This window comes from Burkholderia sp. ABCPW 111 (genome assembly GCF_000773065.1).
Taxonomy (GTDB): domain Bacteria; phylum Pseudomonadota; class Gammaproteobacteria; order Burkholderiales; family Burkholderiaceae; genus Burkholderia; species Burkholderia savannae.
Genome location: NZ_JPWT01000025.1, coordinates 77670 through 98871 on the forward strand (window position 1 = coordinate 77670; position 21202 = coordinate 98871).

At 68.2% G+C, this 21202-nt stretch carries 16 protein-coding genes and 2 tRNA genes; 7 read left to right on the forward strand and 11 right to left on the reverse strand.

Annotated elements, in window-relative coordinates; translation table 11 throughout:
- Positions 1–14: 14 nt before the first annotated feature.
- From X946_RS05010 to pgi, 3 genes are all read left to right on the forward strand, one after another.
- On the forward strand, positions 15–1319 hold the full coding sequence (locus tag X946_RS05010) for an FAD-dependent oxidoreductase (protein WP_038744695.1): 1305 nt from the start codon (positions 15–17) through the stop codon (positions 1317–1319).
- A 46-nt stretch (positions 1320–1365) separates the two neighbouring features.
- A complete protein-coding gene (locus X946_RS05015; RefSeq protein ID WP_038744696.1) occupies positions 1366–2961 on the forward strand; it encodes an NAD(P)H-hydrate dehydratase in 1596 nt (531 codons plus the stop codon).
- Between the two features lie 100 nt (positions 2962–3061).
- Positions 3062–4684 carry a glucose-6-phosphate isomerase gene (gene pgi / locus X946_RS05020; RefSeq protein ID WP_038744629.1) on the forward strand — a complete coding sequence of 541 codons (1623 nt, stop codon included), beginning with the start codon at positions 3062–3064 and terminating at the stop codon, positions 4682–4684.
- 61 nt (positions 4685–4745) lie between these two features.
- On the opposite strand, the gene X946_RS05025 is transcribed toward pgi, so the two are convergent.
- The gene (locus tag X946_RS05025) at positions 4746–5462 is read right to left on the reverse strand and encodes an ABC transporter ATP-binding protein (protein WP_038744630.1); all 717 of its coding nucleotides are present in this window, start codon (positions 5460–5462) and stop codon (positions 4746–4748) included.
- Here X946_RS05025 and X946_RS05030 point away from each other — a divergent pair.
- The gene (locus X946_RS05030; protein ID WP_038744632.1) at positions 5461–6135 is read left to right on the forward strand and encodes an arylesterase; all 675 of its coding nucleotides are present in this window, start codon (positions 5461–5463) and stop codon (positions 6133–6135) included. The genes X946_RS05025 and X946_RS05030 overlap by 2 nt on opposite strands.
- 229 nt (positions 6136–6364) lie before the next feature.
- On the opposite strand, the gene X946_RS05035 is transcribed toward X946_RS05030, so the two are convergent.
- The 4 genes from X946_RS05035 to X946_RS05050 form a co-directional block, all read right to left on the reverse strand.
- Positions 6365–8299 carry a SurA N-terminal domain-containing protein gene (locus X946_RS05035; RefSeq protein WP_038744633.1) on the reverse strand — a complete coding sequence of 645 codons (1935 nt, stop codon included), beginning with the start codon at positions 8297–8299 and terminating at the stop codon, positions 6365–6367.
- An 86-nt stretch (positions 8300–8385) separates the two neighbouring features.
- Positions 8386–8462, reverse strand: a tRNA-Asp gene (locus X946_RS05040).
- Between the two features lie 265 nt (positions 8463–8727).
- Complete coding sequence (locus tag X946_RS05045) at positions 8728–8937, reverse strand: hypothetical protein (RefSeq protein ID WP_038744634.1); 210 nt, start codon at positions 8935–8937, stop codon at positions 8728–8730.
- Positions 8938–9195: 258 nt separating this feature from the next.
- On the reverse strand, positions 9196–9690 hold the full coding sequence (locus X946_RS05050) for a BCAM0308 family protein (protein WP_038744636.1): 495 nt from the start codon (positions 9688–9690) through the stop codon (positions 9196–9198).
- A gap of 404 nt (positions 9691–10094) precedes the next feature.
- On the opposite strand from X946_RS05050, the gene X946_RS05060 reads away from it, so the two are divergent.
- The gene (locus X946_RS05060) at positions 10095–10424 is read left to right on the forward strand and encodes an HPF/RaiA family ribosome-associated protein (protein ID WP_038744639.1); all 330 of its coding nucleotides are present in this window, start codon (positions 10095–10097) and stop codon (positions 10422–10424) included.
- A 322-nt stretch (positions 10425–10746) separates the two neighbouring features.
- On the opposite strand, the gene X946_RS05065 is transcribed toward X946_RS05060, so the two are convergent.
- The 5 genes from X946_RS05065 to tig form a co-directional block, all read right to left on the reverse strand.
- Positions 10747–10822 (reverse strand) — tRNA-Val (locus X946_RS05065).
- A gap of 543 nt (positions 10823–11365) precedes the next feature.
- On the reverse strand, positions 11366–13786 hold the full coding sequence (gene lon / locus X946_RS05070) for an endopeptidase La (protein ID WP_038744640.1): 2421 nt from the start codon (positions 13784–13786) through the stop codon (positions 11366–11368).
- Positions 13787–13981: 195 nt separating this feature from the next.
- Positions 13982–15253, reverse strand: a complete 1272-nt coding sequence (clpX, locus tag X946_RS05075) for an ATP-dependent Clp protease ATP-binding subunit ClpX (RefSeq protein ID WP_038744641.1) — start codon at positions 15251–15253, stop codon at positions 13982–13984.
- Between the two features lie 160 nt (positions 15254–15413).
- Positions 15414–16067 carry an ATP-dependent Clp endopeptidase proteolytic subunit ClpP gene (gene clpP / locus X946_RS05080; protein WP_038744642.1) on the reverse strand — a complete coding sequence of 218 codons (654 nt, stop codon included), beginning with the start codon at positions 16065–16067 and terminating at the stop codon, positions 15414–15416.
- Between the two features lie 136 nt (positions 16068–16203).
- Positions 16204–17550 (reverse strand): trigger factor, encoded by a 1347-nt coding sequence (tig, locus tag X946_RS05085; protein ID WP_038744644.1) that lies wholly within the window; start codon positions 17548–17550, stop codon positions 16204–16206.
- A 444-nt stretch (positions 17551–17994) separates the two neighbouring features.
- On the opposite strand from tig, the gene X946_RS05090 reads away from it, so the two are divergent.
- Both X946_RS05090 and X946_RS05095 read left to right on the forward strand, forming a co-directional pair.
- On the forward strand, positions 17995–19164 hold the full coding sequence (locus tag X946_RS05090; RefSeq protein ID WP_038744645.1) for a glycerate kinase: 1170 nt from the start codon (positions 17995–17997) through the stop codon (positions 19162–19164).
- 93 nt (positions 19165–19257) lie between these two features.
- Positions 19258–19707 (forward strand): MarR family winged helix-turn-helix transcriptional regulator, encoded by a 450-nt coding sequence (locus X946_RS05095; protein WP_038744647.1) that lies wholly within the window; start codon positions 19258–19260, stop codon positions 19705–19707.
- A gap of 434 nt (positions 19708–20141) precedes the next feature.
- On the opposite strand, the gene X946_RS05100 is transcribed toward X946_RS05095, so the two are convergent.
- Positions 20142–21131 (reverse strand): 2-dehydropantoate 2-reductase, encoded by a 990-nt coding sequence (locus X946_RS05100; protein ID WP_038744648.1) that lies wholly within the window; start codon positions 21129–21131, stop codon positions 20142–20144.
- Between the last annotated feature and the right edge of the window lie 71 nt (positions 21132–21202).

Here is a 21202-nt window from a genome sequence, read left to right on the forward strand (position 1 = left end):
ACATCGAATCGAACATGGATGTAATCGTCATCGGCGGCGGCGTCGCCGGCATCGCCACCGCCTACCAGCTGCGCGCGGCCGGCCATCGCGTGTGCGTCGTCGAGCGCCACGCGACGGTCGCGCAGGGCGCGACCTACGGCCAGGGCGGCACGCTGCTGCCGACGCCGCTCGACGTGTGGTTCGGCCCGACCTTCATGCGCGAGCGACGCGCGCAAAAGAGCGGCGTCGTCTACAAGCCGGGCTTGAACGGCGCGCTGCGGCGCTTCGCGAGCCGCCTCGACGCGCTGCGCGAGCCCGCCGCGTTCGCCGCGCAGTACGCGAAGCTGAAGCCGCTCGTCGAGCTCTCGCGCGACGCGATCGCCGACGTCGAGACGCGCTTTGGCCTCGAATTCGAGCAGAAGAGCGGCGTGCTGCACGTCGTGCGCGACGCGGCCGAATGGGAACGCACGCAACCCGCGCTCGACCTGATGCGCGACCTCGGCCTGCCTTACGAAACGCTCACGCCCGACGCGTGCGCGGCGCTCGAGCCGTCGATGCCCGCCGAGCCCGCGTTCGCGGGCGGCGTGCTGTTCGCGCAGGAGCGCACCGCGAATTGCCCGCTGCTCGTGAAGCTCGTCAAGCAGGTGCTCGACGAGCACGACGTGCAGTTCCGGCTCGGCCGCGCGGCCGCGGCGATCCGCACCGACGCGAAGCGCGCGGCCGTCGAGCTCGCGCCCGATCCGGCCGATCCGCGCGCGGCGAAGGCGAAGGAAGTCGACGTGATCTCGGCCGACGCGATCGTCGTCGCCGCGGGCACGGAGAGCCTTTCGCTCGTCGAGCCGCTCGGCGTGCGCGCGCCGCTGCATCCGGTGCGCATCCACACGCTGACGGCGCCGCTCGCGTACGAGGAGCACGCGCCGCATCTGAGCATCGTCGACTCGGTCAAGCGGATCGCGATCACGCGGCTCGGCCAGCGGCTGCGGATTGGCGGCGCCGCCGTGCTGCAAAGCGCGAAGGACACCGCGCGGCCGCTGCCCGAGCCGCTCTCCGAGACCGCGCTCGCGCTCCTCGGCCAGGCGACGCACGATTGGCTGCCCGGCGTCGCGAAAATCTCCGCCGCGCGCGCGTGGCAGGGCGCGAAGCTGTTGTCGCCGGACGGCCTGCCCGTCGTCGGGCCGACCGCCGACCCGCGGGTCTTCGTCAATTTCGGCCACGGCCCGGCGGGCTGGGGCCTTGCGTTCGGGTCTGCTAAAGTGGTGGCAGATGACGTCGGCGGCGGCGCGCACCGCGTGCCCGCCGACACGCTCGCCGCGCTGCGCGCGGAGCGCTTTGCCACCTGACGCCGTTGCCGCCGCGCGCGGGGCGGCGCGTGATCGCGAGCCGCCCATGATCCTCTCTGCCGATTCCGCCCCGCCCCCTTCTCCCGAGCCGTTCGACGCGCCGCCGATTCACGCGAGCGAGCCGCTCTTGACCGTCGCCGAGCTGCGCGACGTCGAGACCGCGGCCACCGCCACGCTGCCGCCCCACACGCTGATGGACCGCGCGGGCAAATCCGCCGCGCAATGGCTCGCCGCGCGGCTCGTCAGCGACCCTCGCCCCGTCTGGTTCGCGGTCGGCCCCGGCAACAACGGCGGCGACGCGCTCGTCGCCGCGGCCGAGCTGCGCCGGCTCGGCTTCGCGGCCGACGCCTGGATGCCAATCGAAGCGAAGCCCGACGACGCGCGCTGGGCGCTCGAGCGCGCGCGCGCGGCGAACGTGCCGATCGACGAAGCGGCCCCCGAATCATTCGACGGCTACGGCTGGCTCGTCGACGGCCTGTTCGGCATCGGCCTCGCGCGGCCGCTCGACGGCGCGTACGCGGCGATCGCGCAGCGAATCGCGGCGCGCGCGCGGCACACGGGCCGCGTGCTCGCGCTCGACGTGCCGAGCGGCCTCGACAGCGACACCGGCATGCGCGTCGGCGCGGGCCCGGCCGTCGCGGCAACCGACACGCTGTCGTTCATCGCCGCGAAGCCCGGCCTCTACACGGGCGACGGGCGCGACCTGGCGGGCGAGATTCACGTCGCGCCCCTCGATCTCGACGAGGCCGTCGCGCCCGCGATCCGGCTGAACGCGCCCGATCTCTTCGACGCGCGCCTGCCCGAGCGCGCGTTCGCGTCGCACAAGGGCACGTACGGCAGCGTCGCGATCGTCGGCGGCGACACGGGCATGTGCGGCGCGCCGATCCTCGCCGCGCGCGCGGCGCTCTTCGCGGGCGCGGGCAAGGTCCACGTCGGCTTCGTCGGCGCGGGCGCGCCGCCGTACGATCCGCCGTATCCGGAACTGATGCTGCATCCGGCCGACGCGCTGCCGACGGCCGCGCTCACCGCGCTCGCGATCGGCTGCGGGCTCGGCGCGAGCGAGCACGCCGCGCACACGCTCGCGGCGCTGCTGCGGCTCGACGCGCCGAAGCTCATTGACGCCGACGCGCTGAACCTGATCGCGAAAACGCCCGAGCTTGCCGACGCGCTCGCCGCGCGCGGCCGCGCGGGCGACGCCGCCGTGCTCACGCCGCACCCGCTCGAAGCAGCGCGCCTGCTGTCGACCGACGCGGCCGACGTCCAGCGCGATCGCGTCGCGGCCGCGCGCGCGCTCGCCGCGCGCTTTTCGGCGATCGTCGCGCTGAAGGGGTCCGGCACCGTGATCGCGGCGCCCGACGGCCGCGTCGCGATCAACCCGACCGGCAACGCGGCGCTCGCCACAGGCGGCACGGGCGACGTGCTGGGCGGCCTGATCGGCGCATTCCTCGCGCAGCGGATGCCGCGCTACGAAGCGGCGCTCGCGGGCGTCTACCTGCACGGGCTCGCCGCCGAGCGGCTGTGCGCGGCGGGGGCGGGCCCGGCGGGCACAGCCGCGGGCGAGCTCGCGGCCGCCGTGCGCCTGCTGATCAATCGGCTGTTTTATACGCGACCCGCCACGTCGGGCCAAGCGCCGCTATACTGATCGTCCCGCCGCGCAGGCGGGCTCCTCGTCCGCCTGCATGCCGCGCGCCGGCGCGCAGGCGCGGCCCTCCCCGGTTCAAGCCGTTTCGCTCCTGATTGCCATGACGCTGAATTCGCTCCCCGTTTGGCCCGCGCTGCAAGCGCACTACGAAGAGATCCGCGACGCGCATCTGCGCGACTGGTTCACCCCCGCCAACGATCCCGCGCCGACGCGCGCCGAACGCTTCACGTTCGAAGGCGGCGGCCTTGCGGCCGATTTCTCGAAGAACCGCATCACCGCAGCGACGCTCGCCCTGCTCGTGCAGCTCGCGCGCGAAGCGGGCGTCGAGGCGCGCCGCGACGCGATGTTCGCGGGCGAAATCGTGAACCCGACCGAAGGCCGCGCGGCGCTGCACACCGCGCTGCGCGCGAGTTCGCCCGACGCGCCGTTCCACGCGCAGGTCGCGGCCGAACGCGCGAAGATGGCGCGCTTTTCCGACGCGGTGCGCAGCGGCGCATGGACGGGCTACACCGGCAAGCGGATTCGCCACGTCGTGAACATCGGCATCGGCGGGTCGGACCTCGGGCCGAAGATGGTCGTCCACGCGCTGCATCACGTCGCGACGCCCGACATCGCGACGCACTTCGTGTCGAACGTCGACGGCGCCGATCTCGCACGCGTGCTCGAGCGGATCGATCCGGAAGAAACGCTCGCGATCATCGTGTCGAAGACCTTCACGACGCTCGAGACGATGACGAACGCGCGCTCGCTGCGCGACTGGTTCGTCGCGAAGGGCTGCCCGGAGGGCGCGCTCGCGAAGCATTTCGTCGGCGTGTCGGCGAACCCCGCCGAAGTCGTCAAGTTCGGCATCGCCGAAACCAACGTGTTCGAGATGTGGGACTGGGTCGGCGGCCGCTACTCGCTGTGGTCGGCGGTCGGCCTGTCGATCATGATCGCGATCGGGCCGGAGCGCTTCGGCGAACTGCTCGCCGGCGCGCACGACATGGACGAGCACTTCCGCACCGCGCCGCTCGAGCGCAACCTGCCGGTGCTGCAAGGCCTCGTCGGCATCTGGTATCGCAATTTCTTCGGCGCGCAGAGCTATCTCGTCGCGCCTTATTCGGAAGCGCTGCATTACCTGCCGTCGTATCTGCAACAGCTCGAGATGGAGAGCAACGGCAAGTCCGCGCGAATCGACGGTGCGTTCGTCAACTACTCGACTTCCGCCGTCACGTGGGGCGAGCCCGGCACGAACGGCCAGCACGCGTTCTTCCAGATGCTGCACCAGGGCCCGACGCTCGTGCCGATCGATTTCGTCGCCGTGCTCACGCCCGAGCATCCGCTCGCGAGCCACCACCCGAAGCTGCTCGCGAACTGCTTCGCGCAAAGCGAGGCGCTGATGCTCGGCCGCACGCTCGACGAGGCGCGCAAGATCGCGGGCCCGGAGAAGCCGGAGCTCGCGCCGCACCTGACGTTCCCCGGCAACCGGCCGACGACGACGCTCCTCGTCGACGCGCTCACGCCGCGCGCGCTCGGCGCGCTGATCGCGCTCTACGAGCACAAGGTGCTCGTGCAGGCCGCCGTGTGGAACATCAACCCGTTCGACCAGTGGGGCGTCGAGCTCGGCAAGATCCTCGGCAAGATCGTCGAGGCGGACCTGACGGCCGCGCAGCCCGATCCCGCGAAGCACGATTCGTCGACGTCGACGCTGATCGCGCGCGCGCGCAAGGCGCTCGGCAAGTAATGCACGTGCGGCGCGCGAGCGACGGCGGTCGAGCCGCTGCTGCGCCGCCGTTCGCGCCGCGTCAGCTCGCCTCTTGCCGCTCGCGGTCCGCACCGCGCAAATGCCCCGCCTCGAGCACGACCGTCGTCTCGCAGCGGCGCGCGAGCTCCGGATCGTGCGTGACGAGCACGAGCGTCGCGCCGTGCGCGCGGTTCAGCTCGAACATGAGGTCGATCACCGCATGGCCCGTCGCCGCATCGAGGCTGCCCGTGGGTTCGTCGGCGAACAGCAGCGCCGGGCGCGTGACGAACGCGCGCGCCAGCGCGACGCGCTGCTGCTCGCCGCCCGACAGGAGCTTCGGATAGTGACCGGTGCGCGCGCCGAGCCCGACCTCTTCGAGCAACGCGCGCGCGCGCTGCGCGGCCTCGCGCGCGCCGACGCCGCCTTGCAGCTCGAGCGGCAGCATCACGTTCTCCAGCGCGCTCAGATGCGGCATCAGCTGGAACGACTGGAACACGAAGCCGACCGCGCCGTTGCGCAGCGCCGCGCGCGCATCCTCGTCGAGCTGGCCGAGATCCTGGCCGAACAGGCGAACCGTGCCCTCGGTCGCGCTGTCCAAGCCGGCGAGCAGACCGAGCAGCGTCGATTTGCCCGACCCCGACGCCCCGACGATCGCGACGCTGCTGCCGGCGCGAACCGTCAGATCGATGCGGTCGAGGATCGTCAGTTCGCCGGCGGCGTCGGCGACACGCTTGCACACATTCCGCACTTCGATGATCGGATCGGTAATCTTGAGCATGAAACGCACATTTCACTGGAAGGTTGGCGCAACACTCGCCGCGATCGCGGCGCTCGCCGGCCCGGCATCCGCGGCGACGAACGCCGCGCCCTCGACCGGCGCACACGGCAGCAAGCCCGTGATCGTGGTGCTCGGCGACAGCCTGTCGGCCGAGTACGGCCTGCCGCGCGACACGGGCTGGGTCGCGCTGATGCGCACGCGTCTCGCGGCCGAGCGAATCGATTATAGCGTCGCGAACGCGAGCATCTCCGGCGACACGACGAGCGGCGGCCGCGCGCGGCTGCCCGCGGTGCTCGCGCGGCTGAAGCCCGCCGTCGTCGTCGTCGAGCTCGGCGCGAACGACGCGCTGCGCGGCGTGCCGCTCGCCGCGACCGAAAGCAACCTGCGCGAGATCGTCGCGCAGGCGCGGCAGGCGCGCGCGCAAGTGCTGCTCGTCGGCATGTACGTGCCGCCGAATTACGGCCCGGACTACACGCAGAAGTTCCACGGGATGTACGCGACGCTGTCGAAGGAGATGCGCGTGCCGCTCGTGCCGTTCTTGCTCGCCGGCATCGAGAACAAGCCCGACATGTTCCAGGCCGACCAGATCCATCCGACGCAGGCCGCGCAGCGCCAGTTGCTCGACAACGTGTGGCCGGCCCTCAAGCCGCTGCTGCGGACGTCGTCGCGCTGACGGTGGCACGCTGACGGTAACGCGCCGAAGGCCGACGTCAGCGCCGATACCGCGTGACAATCGCGACAATTCGGCGGCGCGCAAGCGCACGCCGCACCGCAGACCATCCCGCATCGCCCGAAACGCAGCCGCGCTCCGGGGCGCACGCCGAAACGAAACAGCCCCGCTCGATGGCGGGGCTGTTTTGCATCGAGCGGGCGCGTTCGTACGCGCCGCCGGTCGCGGTCCGTCAGTTCGAACCTTGCTGCGCGTTATCGGCGCTCTGGCCGTACACCTTGACCTTCGAGCGCGCGCGCAGCGACGCGAGATACGCTTGCGTCTCGCTTTGCGCGTACACCTGCGCGAGCTGCTGCTGGGCGGCCGCGAGGCGCTGATCGTCGACGGGCGCCGCCGCCACGACCGAATTCACGCGGAAGATCGCATAGCCGTCGGCGCCGAGATCGATACCGACGTACGCGGGCAGCGTCTTCGGATCGACCTTGTAGATCGCGCTGACGGCCGCGGGCGGCAGCCCATGCGCCTGCGTGCGCGAGATCTTGTCAGGCGCGGCGAAGCCCGCCGTCGACTTCGACTTGCGCAGCTCCGCGAGCTTCGCTTCGCCGTCCTGCTTCGCAAGGCGCGCCGCCTCTTCGGCCACCACCTTCGCGCGCACCTGATCCTTGATCGCGCCGAGCGCGGGCACGATCGACGGCTGATAATTCGTCACGCGCGCGGCGATCAGCGTGTTGTTGCCGATGTCGACCGCCTGCGTGTTGTTGCCGTTCTTCACCGAATCGGCGGCGAACACGGCCGCGAGGAACTTCGCGTTGTTGAGCGGGCTGTCGGGCGGCAGCGCCGGGTTCGGTTGCGGCGACACCGTCGCGGTCTGGATCGTCAGCTTGTACTTGTCGGCGGCCGGCTGCAGGCTCTTCGCCTTTTCGTAGACGGTCGACGAGAAGCCTTCCGCGTTGTCCGCGAACGCCTTCGCCGCGAACTGCTGCTTCAGGTCGGCCGCGATCGACTCCTTCACTTCCGCGAGCGGCTTCACGACGGCCGGCTTCACGTCGGTCGCCTTCAGGATGTGAAAGCCGAAATCGCCCTGCACGACGCCGCTCATGTCGCCCTTCTTCAATGCGAACGCTGCGTCGTCGAACGCAGCGCCGCCCGCGGTCGAGCCGCGCGTGATGAAGCCGAGGTCACCGCCCTTCGCCGCCGACGGCGCGTCCTGCGAGTTCTTCTCGGCGATCTGCGCGAACTGGTCCGGACGCGCCTTCACGTCGGCGAGCAGCTGCTCGGCCTTCGCCTTCGCGGCGGCCTTCTCGGCCGCGCTCGCATCCTTCCCCGCGGCGATGAAGATATGGCTCACGCGCACCTGCGCGTCGGTGCGGTAGCGCGCGATGTTGTCGTCGTAGTACTTCTTGATGTCGACGTCGCTCGGCTGCGCCGAGGCGGCGGCCGCCGCCTGCGAGTACACGAGATACTGGATCGTCGCCGTCTCGCGCGTCGCGAACGCCTGCTTGTGCGCGTCGTAGTAAGCGGAGATCTGCGCGTCGGTCGGCTGCACCTTCGCCGCGTAGTCGGCCGATTTCAGCACCATCGGCTGCACTTCGCGCTGCTGCTCGGCGAGCTCGGTCAGACGGCGCGCGACGCTCTTCGGCGTGAACGCGCTCGACACGATGCTCGCCGGAATCTGCTGCAACGCGAGGTTGTAGCGCACGCGCTCCTGGTATTGGTCGGCCGTCATGCCCTGCATCGCGAGCATCTGCGTGTAGCGCTCGGCGTCGAACGAGCCGTCCGGCTTCTTCAGCGACGCGATCACCGGATCGCCCAGCAGCGTCTGGCGCACGGCGCCGTCCGATGCGGTCAGATGCAGGCGCTGCGTCTCGTCGGCGAGCGCGCGCTGCTGGATCAGGCCGTCGAGCAGTTGCTGGCGACGCTCGGGCGTGTCGAACGCTTTCGCGTCGAACTGCGCGCCGAGCATCTGGCGCGCCTGGTCGACCTGCTGGCGCAGCATGCCGTCGAACTCCGCGCGCGTGATCTTGCGCCCGTTGACGGCCGCGACGTTCGCGCTTTCGTCGAAGAACCCACGGAAACCCTGAATGCCGACGATCCCAAGCCCCGGCAGCACGATCAGGAGCAGGAAAAACATCATCAGGCGCTGGTGATTGCGAAAGAAATCGAGCATGCGTGGCGGCGTGAGCTGGACAAAACGCCCGATATTACAACAGCGGGCAAGAAAAAAGGCGAACCGGAGTTCGCCTTTCGGGATGATGGCGGAGCGGACGGGACTCGAACCCGCGACCCCCGGCGTGACAGGCCGGTATTCTAACCGACTGAACTACCGCTCCTTGGTCTTGCTTGCGTGGCCGGGACGCGAAATCGGACGAGATGCCGCACGCCCATCGAAGGCATACGCTCGGCCGGTCCCGGCAGCTACCGCGAGAGCGCGGTGGCAATCCGAAATATTATCCGATATTGTCATCCGAGCGCAACGGCAATTCGCCTGTCGCCTGCGAGATAAGCCTTGCCCGCCTTCGGCGCCCAACCGACAGATCGACACGTACCGCAACACGCTTTCCCGTCACGCGACACGCGCCCGCCGCGCTTTCGCGCTCATCGAGACCATTCGTCACCGGTTGCGCCTACAACGACGCGGCGCCTCGCCCTCGCCCAGCGCTTCGCCTGCGCGATCGCGATGCGTATCGCGCTGCCTTCCGACATCCCGTCTCTCAGCAGCGCATTGGCGATCTCGATTGCCTTGTCGCGCACCCAGGGCGTCAGATTGCGCATCGACGCCGGGTAGCGTTCGGCGGTCCAGGGCATGTTGCCTCCGCGTGCAAAAGCGGGGCGATCGAACCGGCACGAACATGCAGCCACCTTCGGATCGCACGCGGTGCGTCACGCGATGCGCGCATCACCGGCGCTCCAGACGGCTCAGCAGCGCATTCGCACGCTATCGATGCCCTTACGGCGAGCGCTCGCCGATTATGCAATCAAGCACGCGGCCGACGCCCGGCGCCGCCTCGACACGCACTCGCGCGCAAGAGCACGCGCCAGCACGAATGCCGCCGCGCGAGCCGCTCACCGACGCCAATACGCGCGAACGAGTTGTTCGTCCTGACTGTATTTCAGGTCGAGCGAGCCCTGATACGCGGATTTCAGCGCCGAGCCGAGATTGCGCGCCAGATGGACGTCGGTGGTGGTCACGACGGTCGCGCCGCCGTCGGTGTCGATCGCCATGATCCGCTGCATCGGATGTCCCGCGCGCGCCCGCTCCTCGTGATGGCGCAACAACTGCAGCAGTTCCGACAGATGCTCGCTCGCGAACGGTCCGTCGATATGGAGATAGCCGGCCGGCATGCGCTCGGCGGTTCGTTGACAGGCGCCGCATTGATGCTCGTGCGCGTCGTCGGGACGCGCGAGCCACTGCCAGCGCCCGGCGCTGAAAACCGCGCCGCATGTGGGACACACCGTCGGCTCGTGCAGCTTGCGACGCATCGCATAGGGATCTTGCGCGAGTCCGGGATAGACCACTTCGTGACTGCCTGCCTTGAAAGGCCGCGTGCGATGATTCATGGAGACGCTCCTTGCATGACGCCGAACGAATGCAACGACAGCCTCAGCCTAGGGCAGGCGCCCGGCTCGACGTTGACCTGAGTCAACGAAGCCATGCCGCGCTTACGGGCACGCGCAACCCGCGACGCGACGCAACGCGCAATGCCCGCGCCGCAGGCGATACGCCCCTTCCCGTTTGCACACGTTGCGCCGCCGCATCGCGCGGCGCTCGTGCCGCCGGCGCATCCCGTGCCCGCCCGCGCAACCGCCGGGCGTTGATCGACATCAAGCCGGCATTCGCGCCGCGGCGAACAATAAGGGCGTCGCGGCACGCAAGAAGCCGAACCGCATCGACCAACGGCGCGCGCCGCATGCGGCCGACGACGCATACGCACGACCAACCACGTTTTTCACCGAGTACAACAATGACATTACCGCTCGAAGTCTCGATTCAAGGAATGCCTCGCTCCAACGCGCTCGAAGAAGCCGTCGCCCGCCACGCCGCCAAGCTCGAACGCCATTGCGCCGACATCATCCGCTGCCGGGTCAGCGTGATCCTCGACGACAGACACAAGCACCAGGGCAAGCCGTTCGACGTGCATGTCGACGTGACGATTCCGGGGCGCGAGATCGTGTCGAATCGCGAATCCGACGAGGACGTGTACGTCGCGCTGCGCGACGCGTTCAGCAATGCCGAGCGGATGCTCGACGATGCGGTGAACAAGCGCCGGGACCACACGAGGCAGTCCGCTTAGCGGCGCCACCGCGCAGCGCATCTCGTGCACATCCCGCGCGCAGGACAAACCCCGCACGCGGCCAGACGGGCGCTCCCGACGGCGCTCGCCGGCCGCTCCGCCAGAACGACGCGCGCTCGACGCTCGGGCGAATCGCAATGCGGCTCCGCGCCGCGTGGACGCCTTACGGCGGACATCGCGACGCCCCACCACGCGGAGCGCCCGCGTCGCGCGCCCGCATCGAGTTGGCGAAGCCTCAAAACAAAAAACCCGCAAAGCGAATCGCCATGCGGGTTTCGGTTGCTGCTCCTGTCTGCTTCGAACGCGTGCCGCGAAACGGAAATGGTGGGTGCTGAGAGGCTCGAACTCCCGACCTACGCCTTGTAAGGGCGCCGCTCTACCAACTGAGCTAAGCACCCGCTCCGGATTCACGCCGTTCTCGATCGGGGCATCGCACCCCTCAAGCAGCTAGCCGGTGATTTTAGCGCAACCTTCAACGCTTTGCCAAGCCTCAATTCGGACACGGCTGGCGCGCGGATGTCGATCGCCTCGCCGGCCGGCGCGGCTTGCCGCCGCCGCGCTCGCCGCCCCACCCCCGAACGCGCCGAAGCCCGCCGCGCATTATCGTGACGCGGCCACGGCCGGTTCGCCGGCCGGACAGCGCATCGGGCTCGCGCGCCGCCCATGACCTCGGCCAATCAACGTGCATTGCGCCACGGTCGATCGACTCGGTCTCGCTCGTTTCATCCGCACTCCGGGGTCGGCCGCCGCTTCACGCCGTGCATGAAGCGCGCACACGCAGCCCCGCGAACCAGAGAAAACCCACAACGAAACGCCGAGACGCGCTCGCCTCCTGGCCCGGCACGCGGGAAGCACGCTCCGTCATCACGCCGCGCAAAAACAAAGCCCACGGCCTTGCGACCGTGGGCTTGTTCAGCAGAACGCAAATTGCTTGCGCGCGCTCAGTGCTTGACGACTTCGGACGAGCCGGCGTCCTTCGCGGGTTCCGCAACGGGCGCCGCCGCTTTCGCCTCTTCTTCCGGCAGCGCGCTCGGCAAACGTTCGAGCGCAAGCTCGAGCACCTTGTCGATCCAGCGAACCGGCACGATTTCGATCGCGTTCTTCACGTTGTCCGGAATGTCCGCGAGATCCTTCACGTTCTCTTCCGGAATCAGCACGAGCTTGATGCCGCCGCGGTGCGCCGCGAGCAACTTCTCCTTCAGCCCGCCGATCGGCAGCACTTCGCCGCGCAGCGTGATCTCGCCCGTCATCGCGACGTCGGCGCGTACCGGGATGCCCGTCAGCACCGACACGAGCGCCGTCGTCATCGCGATGCCGGCGGACGGACCGTCCTTCGGCGTCGCGCCTTCGGGCACGTGGATGTGGATGTCCTGCTTCTCGAACGCCTCATCCTTGATGCCGAGCCGGCGCGAGCGCGAGCGCACGACCGAGCGCGCGGCCTCCACCGATTCCTTCATCACGTCGCCGAGCGAGCCCGTGCGGATCACGTTGCCCTTGCCGGGCATCACGGCCGCCTCGATCGTCAGCAGATCGCCGCCCACTTCGGTCCACGCGAGCCCCGTGACCTGACCGACCTGGTTCTCCTTCGCGGCAAGGCCGAAATCGTACTTGCGCACGCCGAGGAACGTGTCGAGGTTCTCGCCGTCGACCTTGATCGCGCCCGTTGCCTTCTTCAGCAGCAGCATCTTCACGACCTTGCGGCAGATCTTCGAGATTTCGCGCTCGAGCGACCGCACACCGGCTTCCCGCGTGTAGTAGCGGATGATGTCGCGGATCGCCTGCTCGGTGACCTCGACCTCGCCTTCCTTCAGGCCGTTGTTCTTCTTCTGCTTCGGCAGCAGGTAGCGCTGCGCGATGCTCACCTTTTCGTCTTCCGTGTAGCCCGACAGACGGATTACTTCCATCCGGTCGAGGAGCGGCGGCGGAATGTTCAGCGAGTTCGACGTCGCGACGAACATCACGTCCGACAGATCGAAATCGACCTCGACGTAGTGGTCGGCGAACGTGTGGTTCTGTTCCGGATCGAGCACTTCGAGCAGCGCCGACGACGGATCGCCGCGGAAATCCATCCCCATCTTGTCGACTTCGTCGAGCAGGAAGAGCGGATTGCGCACGCCGACCTTCGACAGGCTCTGCAGGATCTTGCCCGGCATCGAGCCGATGTAGGTGCGGCGGTGGCCGCGGATCTCGGCTTCGTCGCGCACGCCGCCCAACGCCATCCGGACGAACTTGCGGTTCGTCGCGCGCGCGATCGACTGGCCGAGCGAGGTCTTGCCAACGCCCGGGGGCCCGACGAGGCAGAGGATCGGCGCCTTCACCTTGTCGACGCGTTGCTGCACCGCAAGATACTCGAGAATCCGCTCCTTGACCTTCTCGAGGCCGTAGTGATCCTCGTCGAGCACCTTCTCGGCGTTCGCAAGATCGTTGTTGACCTTGCTCTTCTTGCGCCACGGCAGCGCGATCAGCGTGTCGATGTAGTTGCGCACGACGGTCGCTTCCGCCGACATCGGCGACATCAGCTTGAGCTTCTTCAGCTCGGCGTCGGCCTTCTTCTTCGCTTCCTTCGGCATGCGCGCGGCGTTGATGCGCTTCTCGAGCTCCTCGAGATCCGCGCCTTCCTCGCCTTCGCCCAGTTCCTTCTGGATCGCCTTGACCTGCTCGTTCAGGTAGTACTCGCGCTGGCTCTTCTCCATCTGGCGCTTCACGCGCCCGCGGATGCGCTTTTCGACCTGCAGGATGTCGATCTCGGCCTCGAGCTGCGCGAGCAGGTGCTCGAGACGCTCGATGACCGGGAACATCTCGAGGATGTGCTGCTTCTGGTCGAGCTTGAGCGGCAGGTGCGCGGCGATCGTGTCGGCGAGCCGGCCCGCCTCGTCGATGCCCGACAGCGACGTCAGGATTTCGGGCGGGATCTTCTTGTTCAGCTTCACGTACTGGTCGAACTGCGACACGATCGCGCGGCGCAGCGCTTCCGTCTCGGCGCTGTCCGCGTGATCCGGTTCGAGCGGCATCACTTCGCACGAGAACTGCGTCTCCTGCTCTTCGATCGACAGCGCGCGCGCGCGCTGCAAGCCCTCGACCAGCACCTTCACGGTGCCGTCGGGCAGCTTCAGCATCTGCAGGATGTTCGCGATGCAGCCGACGTCATACATGTCCTTTTCGGTCGGCTCATCCTTTGCGGCCGTCTTCTGGGCGACGAGCATGATGTGCTTGCCGCCTTCCATCGCAACTTCCAGGGCCTTGATCGACTTCGGCCGGCCCACGAAGAGCGGAATCACCATGTGCGGGAAAACGACGACATCCCGCAGCGGCAGCAGCGGGAGCGTGGTGCGTTCCGGCGGGAGAAGTTGGGTGCCTGACATTTCATTTCCCCATGAGTGGAATCAATTGTTCGATAAGTAAGGCCGGCACAACGGATTGCAAGCCTTCAGCGCGTGGGAAATATTCAGTAAAAAGGTTACCGTTCGGTTCGAGTCAGAGTTACCCACAAGATAAACGAAAAAAAGCCGTTCACGATTCCATGAACGGCTTTTTTGCACATCAAACGTCAAAGCCGGTCAATTCGAACCCGCCACTTTCGGCGTGTCCTCATAAATCAATAACGGTTTGCCGTCTCCTTCGATGACATTGTCGTCGATGATCGCCTTGCTGACCCCTTTGAGGGTCGGCAACTCGTACATCACGTCGAGGAGCGCCTGCTCGATGATCGAACGCAGCCCGCGCGCGCCCGTCTTGCGACGGATCGCCTTGCGAGCGACCGCCTGCAGCGCGTCCGGCCGGATTTCGAGTTCGACCCGCTCCATCGCGAAAAGCTTCTGATACTGCTTGACGAGCGCGTTCTTCGGCTCGACGAGAATCTTCATCAGCGCGGCTTCGTCGAGCTTGCCGAGCGTCGCGACGACAGGCAGACGGCCGATCAGCTCGGGGATCAACCCGAATTTGATCAGATCCTCCGGCTCGACCTCGCGCAGCACTTCGCCCGCATCCCGCTCCTGCTTGCTCTTCACGGTCGCGCCGAAACCGATGCCCGTCTTCTCGGTGCGATCGGTGATCACTTTCTCGAGGCCGTCGAACGCGCCGCCGCAGATGAACAGGATGTTGGTCGTGTCGACCTGGATGAAATCCTGGTTCGGATGCTTGCGGCCGCCCTGCGGCGGCACCGACGCCATCGTGCCCTCGACGAGCTTGAGCAGCGCCTGCTGCACGCCCTCGCCCGATACGTCGCGAGTGATCGACGGGTTGTCCGACTTGCGGCTGATCTTGTCGATCTCGTCGATGTAGACGATTCCGCGTTGCGCCTTCTCGACCTCGTAGTTGCAGTTCTGCAGCAGCTTCTGAATGATGTTCTCGACGTCCTCGCCCACGTAGCCGGCTTCCGTCAGCGTGGTCGCGTCGGCGATCACGAACGGCACGTTCAAGAGGCGCGCGAGGGTCTGAGCGAGGAGCGTCTTGCCGGAGCCCGTCGGGCCGATCAGCAGGATATTGCTCTTCGACAACTCGACATCGTCCTTCTTGTCGAGATGCTTCAGGCGCTTGTAGTGATTGTAGACGGCGACGGCGAGGATCTTCTTCGCGCGCTCCTGCCCGATCACGTACTGATCGAGGATGTCGCGAATTTCCTGCGGGCTCGGCAGGTCGGATTTGGACAGGCTGGCTTCGACGCCCGCCGCGGCCGCTTCGTCACGAATGATCTCGTTGCACAAGTCGATGCATTCATCGCAGATGAACACAGACGGCCCCGCGATGAGTTTTTTCACCTCATGCTGGCTTTTGCCGCAAAACGAGCAATACAACAGCTTCTCGCTGTTCGAACCTTTCTTGTCCGCCATGAATGTAGAGCCTCCGGACACGTGAGTTACATGATACGCCGTTTGTCCCCGACACCATGACCTGGTAAATACTCGGGAGACGGCGGCGATGTTCTTTTGCCGCAGATGCTCGGGGCGCGTGGCGGGCGCCACCCCTATTGGGGCGGCACCCCACTAAAGCTTACGGACGCTTCGTCGACACGTGGTCGATCAGCCCGTACGCCTTCGCATCTTCGCTGGACATGAAATTATCACGGTCGGTGTCACGCGCGATGCGCTCGACGTCCTGACCGGTGTGATGAGCGAGCAGGTGATTCAGGCGGTCCTTCAGGTAGAGGATCTCGCGCGCCTGGATCTCGATGTCCGACGCCTGGCCGCGCGCGCCGCCGAGCGGCTGGTGGATCATCACGCGCGCGTTCGGCAGCGCGTAGCGCTTGCCCTTCGCGCCCGCCGCGAGCAGGAACGCGCCCATGCTGGCCGCGAGGCCCATGCAGAGCGTCGACACGTCCGGCTTCACGAACTGCATCGTGTCGTAGATCGCCATCCCGGCCGACACCGAGCCGCCCGGGCTGTTGATGTAGAGGCTGATGTCCTTGTCGGGATTCTCGCTTTCGAGGAACAGCAACTGCGCGACCACGAGATTCGCCGTCTGGTCGTTGACTTCGCCGACCATGAACACGATGCGCTCTTTCAGGAGCCGCGAGTAGATGTCGTACGAACGCTCGCCGCGGCCGCTCGTCTCGACGACGATCGGCACGAGCCCGAGCGCTTGCGCCTCGAAATCCCGCGGGGCTTGCGAAGCCAACGTGTCCAGCAATTGAGCGCGATTAATCATTCAATGAGCCTTGTCCGAGAATGAGTATTGAACGGCAGGAAACGAGCCGGAGAACGTCGCACGCGGCGCCGCCCCAATGAAAAACGGCGTGCGGGCCGTCGTCGCTCCGACAGCCGGCACGCCGCTAGAGCGACACTTAAGCTTGCGCCGTTGCGCTCGCCAGTGCCTCGAAGCTTACTTCCTTGTCCGTCACCTTCGCCTTGCCCAGCACGAAATCGACGACGTTGCTCTCAACGACGAACGCTTCCATTTCGGCAAGGCGCTGCTGATTCGAATAATACCAGCGGACCACTTCCTTCGGGTCTTCGTAGCTCTTCGCGAATTCGTCGACTTCCGCCCGGATCTGCTCCGGCTTCGCCTCGAGGCCGTTCGCCTTCACGAGCTCGGCGAGCACGAGGCCGAGCTTCACGCGGCGCTCGGCCTGCTCGGCGAACATCTCGGCCGGAATCGGCGCGTCCTTCGCGTTCGGCACGCCGCGCTGCGCGAGGTCCTGGCGGGCCATCTCGACGAGGCGCTGCTGATCCTGCTCGACGAGCGCCTTCGGCACGTCGAGCTCGGAGATCTTGAGGAGCGCGTCCATCACCTGGTTCTTCACGATCGACTGCGTGCGGCGCTTCGCCTCGCGCTCGAGGTTTTCCTTGATCTCGTTGCGCATCTTGGTCAGATCGCCGTCCTCGACGCCGAGCGACTTCGCGAAATCGGCGTCGATCGCCGGCAGGTGCGGCCACTCGACCTTCTTCATCGTGACCGTGAACTGCGCCGTCTTGCCCGCCACGTCCTTGCCGTGGTAATCGTCCGGGAACTTCAGGTCGAATTCGCGCGGCTCGCCCGCCTTCAGGCCGAGCGCGGCCGTCTCGAATTCGGGCAGCATCCGCCCTTCGCCGAGCACGAACACGAAGTCTTCGGCCGTGCCACCCTGGAACGCGACGCCGTCGATCTTGCCGACGAAATCGACCGTCACGCGATCGCCGTTCTGCGCGGCCGCGTCCGCGCCGCCGTCGCCGTGCTCGCCGCTTTCGCCGCGCGCGTGGAAGTGCACGCGCTGCTTGCGCAGGATGTCGAGCGTGCGGTCAATCTCGGCGTCGCCGATCGTCGTCGTCGAGCGCTCGACTTCAGCGCTCGCCAGATCGCCGATCTGCACTTCCGGGTACACCTCGAACGTCGCGTCGAACGCGTACGCGCCTTCGGTGATGTCCTGCTTCGGCGAGAAGCTCGGCTGGCCCGCGACGCGCAGGTTTTCCGCACGGCTGATCGTGAAGAATTCCTGACCGATCTTGTCGCTCAGCACCTCCGCCTCGACCTGGCCCGCGTACTGCTGCGCGACCATCTTGAGCGGCACCTTGCCCGGGCGGAAGCCCGGCATGCGCACGTTCTTCGCGAGTTTCTGGATGCGGGCGTCGATCTCCTTCTGCACGACTTCCTTCTGCAGGGAGATCGTCACGCGGCGTTCGAGCTTGCCGAGGTTTTCAACAACGTTAGCCATGGCTTCAATCGTCCTAAAATTATTCGAGCGAATCGGTTTTTCCTTGCCGTGCCAGCCTTGCGGCGGACGCGCTGTCGCGCACCGTCCGTTCGCTTGCGCGAGCGCATCGGGCGCAGGCCGCGCCTGGCGGCCTAGTCAGCCTCGCGCGCGTCCCGTCGGCGGCTTGATGCACGGCTTTGGCCGGAAGAATCGACTATTCTAGCAAACTATTTTCCCCTCACCGCGAGTTCGAGCCCTGGCGCGACGCAGCATCGCGCGCGGCGCGCCCCGAGCGATCCCGAACATGCGCAACGCGGTATCCCGCGCGCGCCGGGCATCCGGTAAGCTCGCTTCACGGTCCTCGCCGGCCGTCGCACGGCGCGCGTGCGCCCTCGCATTCGCCATGCCCGCCCGACTTGCCCACGCGCGATCGGCCCGTCGTCACGAACCGCCTCCGGAGACACCATGCCGCTGCACTCGCCCGCGCCCGTCGTCGTCATTGCGCCCGATTCGTTCAAGGGGTCGCTGTCGGCCGAGCAGGTCGCGAACGCGATCGCCGCCGGCGTCGCGCGGGCGCGCCCCGACGCCGTCCTGCGCCGCCGCCCGATGGCCGACGGCGGCGAAGGCACGCTCGATGCGCTCCTCGCGCACGCCGGCGCGCGTCGCACGCTGCGCGTGCCGGGCGCGTCGCTCGCGCCGCGCGACGCGGCCGTCGGCCTCATCGACGAGCGCACGGCGATCGTCGAGACGGCGGAAATCGTCGGCATCACCGATCCGGCCGGCATGCGCGTGCCCGTCGCCGCGCGCAGCACGCGGGGCCTCGGCGACGCGATCCGCGCGCTCCTCGACGAAGGCGTGCGTACCTTCTACGTCGCGCTCGGCGGCAGCAGCACGAACGACGCCGGCGCGGGCTTGCTGGCCGGCCTCGGCTTGCGCGCGTTCGATGCGCACGGCCGGGAGATCGATCCGACGCCCGAGCGGCTTGCGCAGGTCGCGAGCGTCGACGTCGCGGAGCTCGACGCACGCCTGGCCGGCACATCGTTCGTCGCGATGTCCGACGTCGACAATCCGCTCACGGGCGAGCACGGCGCAACCGCCGTGTTCGGCCCGCAAAAGGGCGTGACGCGCGAGCAGGTCGCGCCGCTCGACGCCGCGCTCGGCCATTTCGCGACGCTCGTCGAGGCGGCGCTCGGCCGCCGTCCCGCGGGCACTTCCGCCGGCCGCGCCCGCGACCTGCCCGGCGCCGGCGCCGCGGGCGGCCTCGGCTTCGCGCTGCACGTGCTCGGCGCGCGCTTCGAGCCGGGCGCCGAGGTCGTCGCGCGCCAGGTCGGGCTCGACGAGGCGCTCGCGGGCGCGACCTGGATGATCACGGGCGAAGGCCGCTCGGATGCGCAGACGCTGCACGGCAAGGCCCCGTTCGTCGCATGCCGGCACGCGCGCGCGGCGGGCGTGCCGGCGACGCTGCTGTCGGGCGCGATCGACGCGGCGGCGCTGCCGCAATTGTCCGATCATTTCGACGGCTGCTTTTCGCCCGCGCCCGGGCCGATCACGCTCGACGCGGCGCTGCGCGACGCCGCGCGCCTGCTGGAAAACGAAGCCGAGCAACTGACGCGGCTGCGCTACGGCCGGGCGTGACGTGCGTCGCGCGTTCGGCGCGCGGACGGCACCGTTGACCGCGCGCCGCGATGCGGCAACAATCGGGCCCGCACCCCTCATTCAGGACACGACATGGCAGGCAGCAAAGTCGGGCTCGACCAGTTCATGACTTACCGGATGCACGTGCTGAACAAGCTCTCCGATCGCGGCATCGGCGAGCTCTATCAGACGAAGCTCGGCATATCGCTGCCCGAGGCGCGGATCATCGCGTCGGTCGGCGCGTTCGGGCCGTTCTCGATCATGGAGCTCGCGCGGCGCGCGAATCTCGACAAGAGCCAGGCGAGCCGCGCGGCCGAGGCGCTGATCCGGCGCGGGCTCGTCAGGCGCGGCCCGAGCGACGACGACGGACGCGTCGTGCTGATCGCGCTCACGCCGGCCGGCGTCGCGCTCAACCGGAAGATCATGCCGATCGCGCGCAAGTGGAACGCGACGCTGCTCGACTGTCTGAGCGAAAGCGAGAAGGCCACGTTCAGCCGTGCGCTCGACAAGATCATCGCGAGCGCGCGGGAACGGACGGATTGAGCTCGGCCGGCGGCATGCGGGAGGCTCGTGTCCGGCTCGTGCTCGACTCGGAAGCGCGGGTGTTGGAGCCGAGCGGCGGGTGGTCGGCGCAGGGATGATTGGGTCGGGTTTCGCGCCGACTATTCGTTCGGTTGGGCGAAGGGTCGGCAGATCGACGAGTCCTCCGGCCGGTGGATCGGTGGATCGGTGGATCGGTGGATCGGTGGATCGGTGGATCGGTGGATCGGCAACCGTAGTCGAATCGGCGACGTCCGGCACGCGTTTCGCCCGTATTTCACCCGCATTTCGCCCGTCTCCCCCGCCCGAACGACGTGCGCCGAACGACGTACGCTGAACCCGCACCCACCCCGCTTTCGCACACGCGCGCCGCGTCGCCGCATCACGCGCCGGGCGAATCGCCCGCATCGATCGGCCGTCGCCCGCCGCGCCGGACCTCACAGCCCGGAATTGAACGCGCGCTGACGCAGCAGCCCGAGCACCGCGTCGCAATACGGCGTCGGCACGCCGAGCTTGCGGCCGAGTTCCGGGAACACGCCCAGAATCGGCCCGATCTCCAGCGGCCGCCCCGCCTCCAGATCCTGCAGCATCGACGTCTTGAACGCGCCCAGCCTGCGCGTCACCACGATCCGCTCGGCGCCGCTCATCCCGGCCGACAATCCGAGCCGCGCGCCGATCGCGTCGGCCTCCTCCATCATCCGCAGCGCGAGCGCGTGCGTGTACGGGTCGTCGAGCAGGCGGTCCGCCGCCGAGCCCGTCAGCGCGCTCAGCGGATTCATGTTCATGTTGCCCCAGAGCTTCGCCCAGATGTCGGTGCGGATGTCGGCCGAGCGCTCGACGTCGAAGCCGCCCGCCTCGAGCGCGTCGGCGAAGCGCGCGGCAAGATCGAGCAGCTCGCGCCGCGGCGCGCCGACGATCAGCCGGTTGCCGCGCCCGCGCGCGACGACGCCCGGCTCGCGCGTCGCCGACGACAGATGAACCACGCAGCCGATCGCGCGCGCGGGCGGCAGCGCCGCCGCCGTCGCGCCGCCCGGATCGATCGCGTCGAGCACGGCGCCGTCGAGCGGGCCGCCGAAGCCGTCGAAGAACCACCACGGCAGGCCGTTCATTGCCGCGACGACAGTCGTTTGCGGCCCGACGAGCGGCGCGATGCGCGTCGCGAGTTCCGGCAGCGCCTGCGCCTTCAGCGCGATGACTACGTAATCCTGCACGCCGAGCGCATGCGCGTCGTCGCTCGCGCGCAGCGGAACCGCCGTTTCCTCCCCCGACTCGCCGACGATCCGCAGCCCGCGATCGCGCAACGCGCCGAGCGTCGCGCCGCGCGCGAATGCGCTCACGTCCCAGCCCGCACGCGCGAGCGCCGCCGCGAACAGCCCGCCGATCGCGCCGATCCCGACGATCGCCGCGCGCACCGGTGCTCGATCCATATGCGTGTCTCCTCGTTCGATGAAGTGACGAGCATAGAGCCAAATGGTTGCGGTCACAACCATTTCGCGCG

Coding starts and splice junctions, on each gene's coding strand:
- X946_RS05010 (WP_038744695.1), top strand. CDS start 15: ATGGATGTAATCGTCATCGGCGGCGGCGTCGCCGGCATCGCCACCGCC.
- X946_RS05015 (WP_038744696.1), top strand. CDS start 1,366: ATGATCCTCTCTGCCGATTCCGCCCCGCCCCCTTCTCCCGAGCCGTTC.
- pgi (WP_038744629.1), top strand. CDS start 3,062: ATGACGCTGAATTCGCTCCCCGTTTGGCCCGCGCTGCAAGCGCACTAC.
- X946_RS05030 (WP_038744632.1), top strand. CDS start 5,461: ATGAAACGCACATTTCACTGGAAGGTTGGCGCAACACTCGCCGCGATC.
- X946_RS05025 (WP_038744630.1), bottom strand. CDS start 5,462: ATGCTCAAGATTACCGATCCGATCATCGAAGTGCGGAATGTGTGCAAG.
- X946_RS05035 (WP_038744633.1), bottom strand. CDS start 8,299: ATGCTCGATTTCTTTCGCAATCACCAGCGCCTGATGATGTTTTTCCTG.
- X946_RS05045 (WP_038744634.1), bottom strand. CDS start 8,937: ATGCCCTGGACCGCCGAACGCTACCCGGCGTCGATGCGCAATCTGACG.
- X946_RS05050 (WP_038744636.1), bottom strand. CDS start 9,690: ATGAATCATCGCACGCGGCCTTTCAAGGCAGGCAGTCACGAAGTGGTC.
- X946_RS05060 (WP_038744639.1), top strand. CDS start 10,095: ATGACATTACCGCTCGAAGTCTCGATTCAAGGAATGCCTCGCTCCAAC.
- lon (WP_038744640.1), bottom strand. CDS start 13,786: ATGTCAGGCACCCAACTTCTCCCGCCGGAACGCACCACGCTCCCGCTG.
- clpX (WP_038744641.1), bottom strand. CDS start 15,253: ATGGCGGACAAGAAAGGTTCGAACAGCGAGAAGCTGTTGTATTGCTCG.
- clpP (WP_038744642.1), bottom strand. CDS start 16,067: ATGATTAATCGCGCTCAATTGCTGGACACGTTGGCTTCGCAAGCCCCG.
- tig (WP_038744644.1), bottom strand. CDS start 17,550: ATGGCTAACGTTGTTGAAAACCTCGGCAAGCTCGAACGCCGCGTGACG.
- X946_RS05090 (WP_038744645.1), top strand. CDS start 17,995: ATGCCGCTGCACTCGCCCGCGCCCGTCGTCGTCATTGCGCCCGATTCG.
- X946_RS05095 (WP_038744647.1), top strand. CDS start 19,258: ATGGCAGGCAGCAAAGTCGGGCTCGACCAGTTCATGACTTACCGGATG.
- X946_RS05100 (WP_038744648.1), bottom strand. CDS start 21,131: ATGGATCGAGCACCGGTGCGCGCGGCGATCGTCGGGATCGGCGCGATC.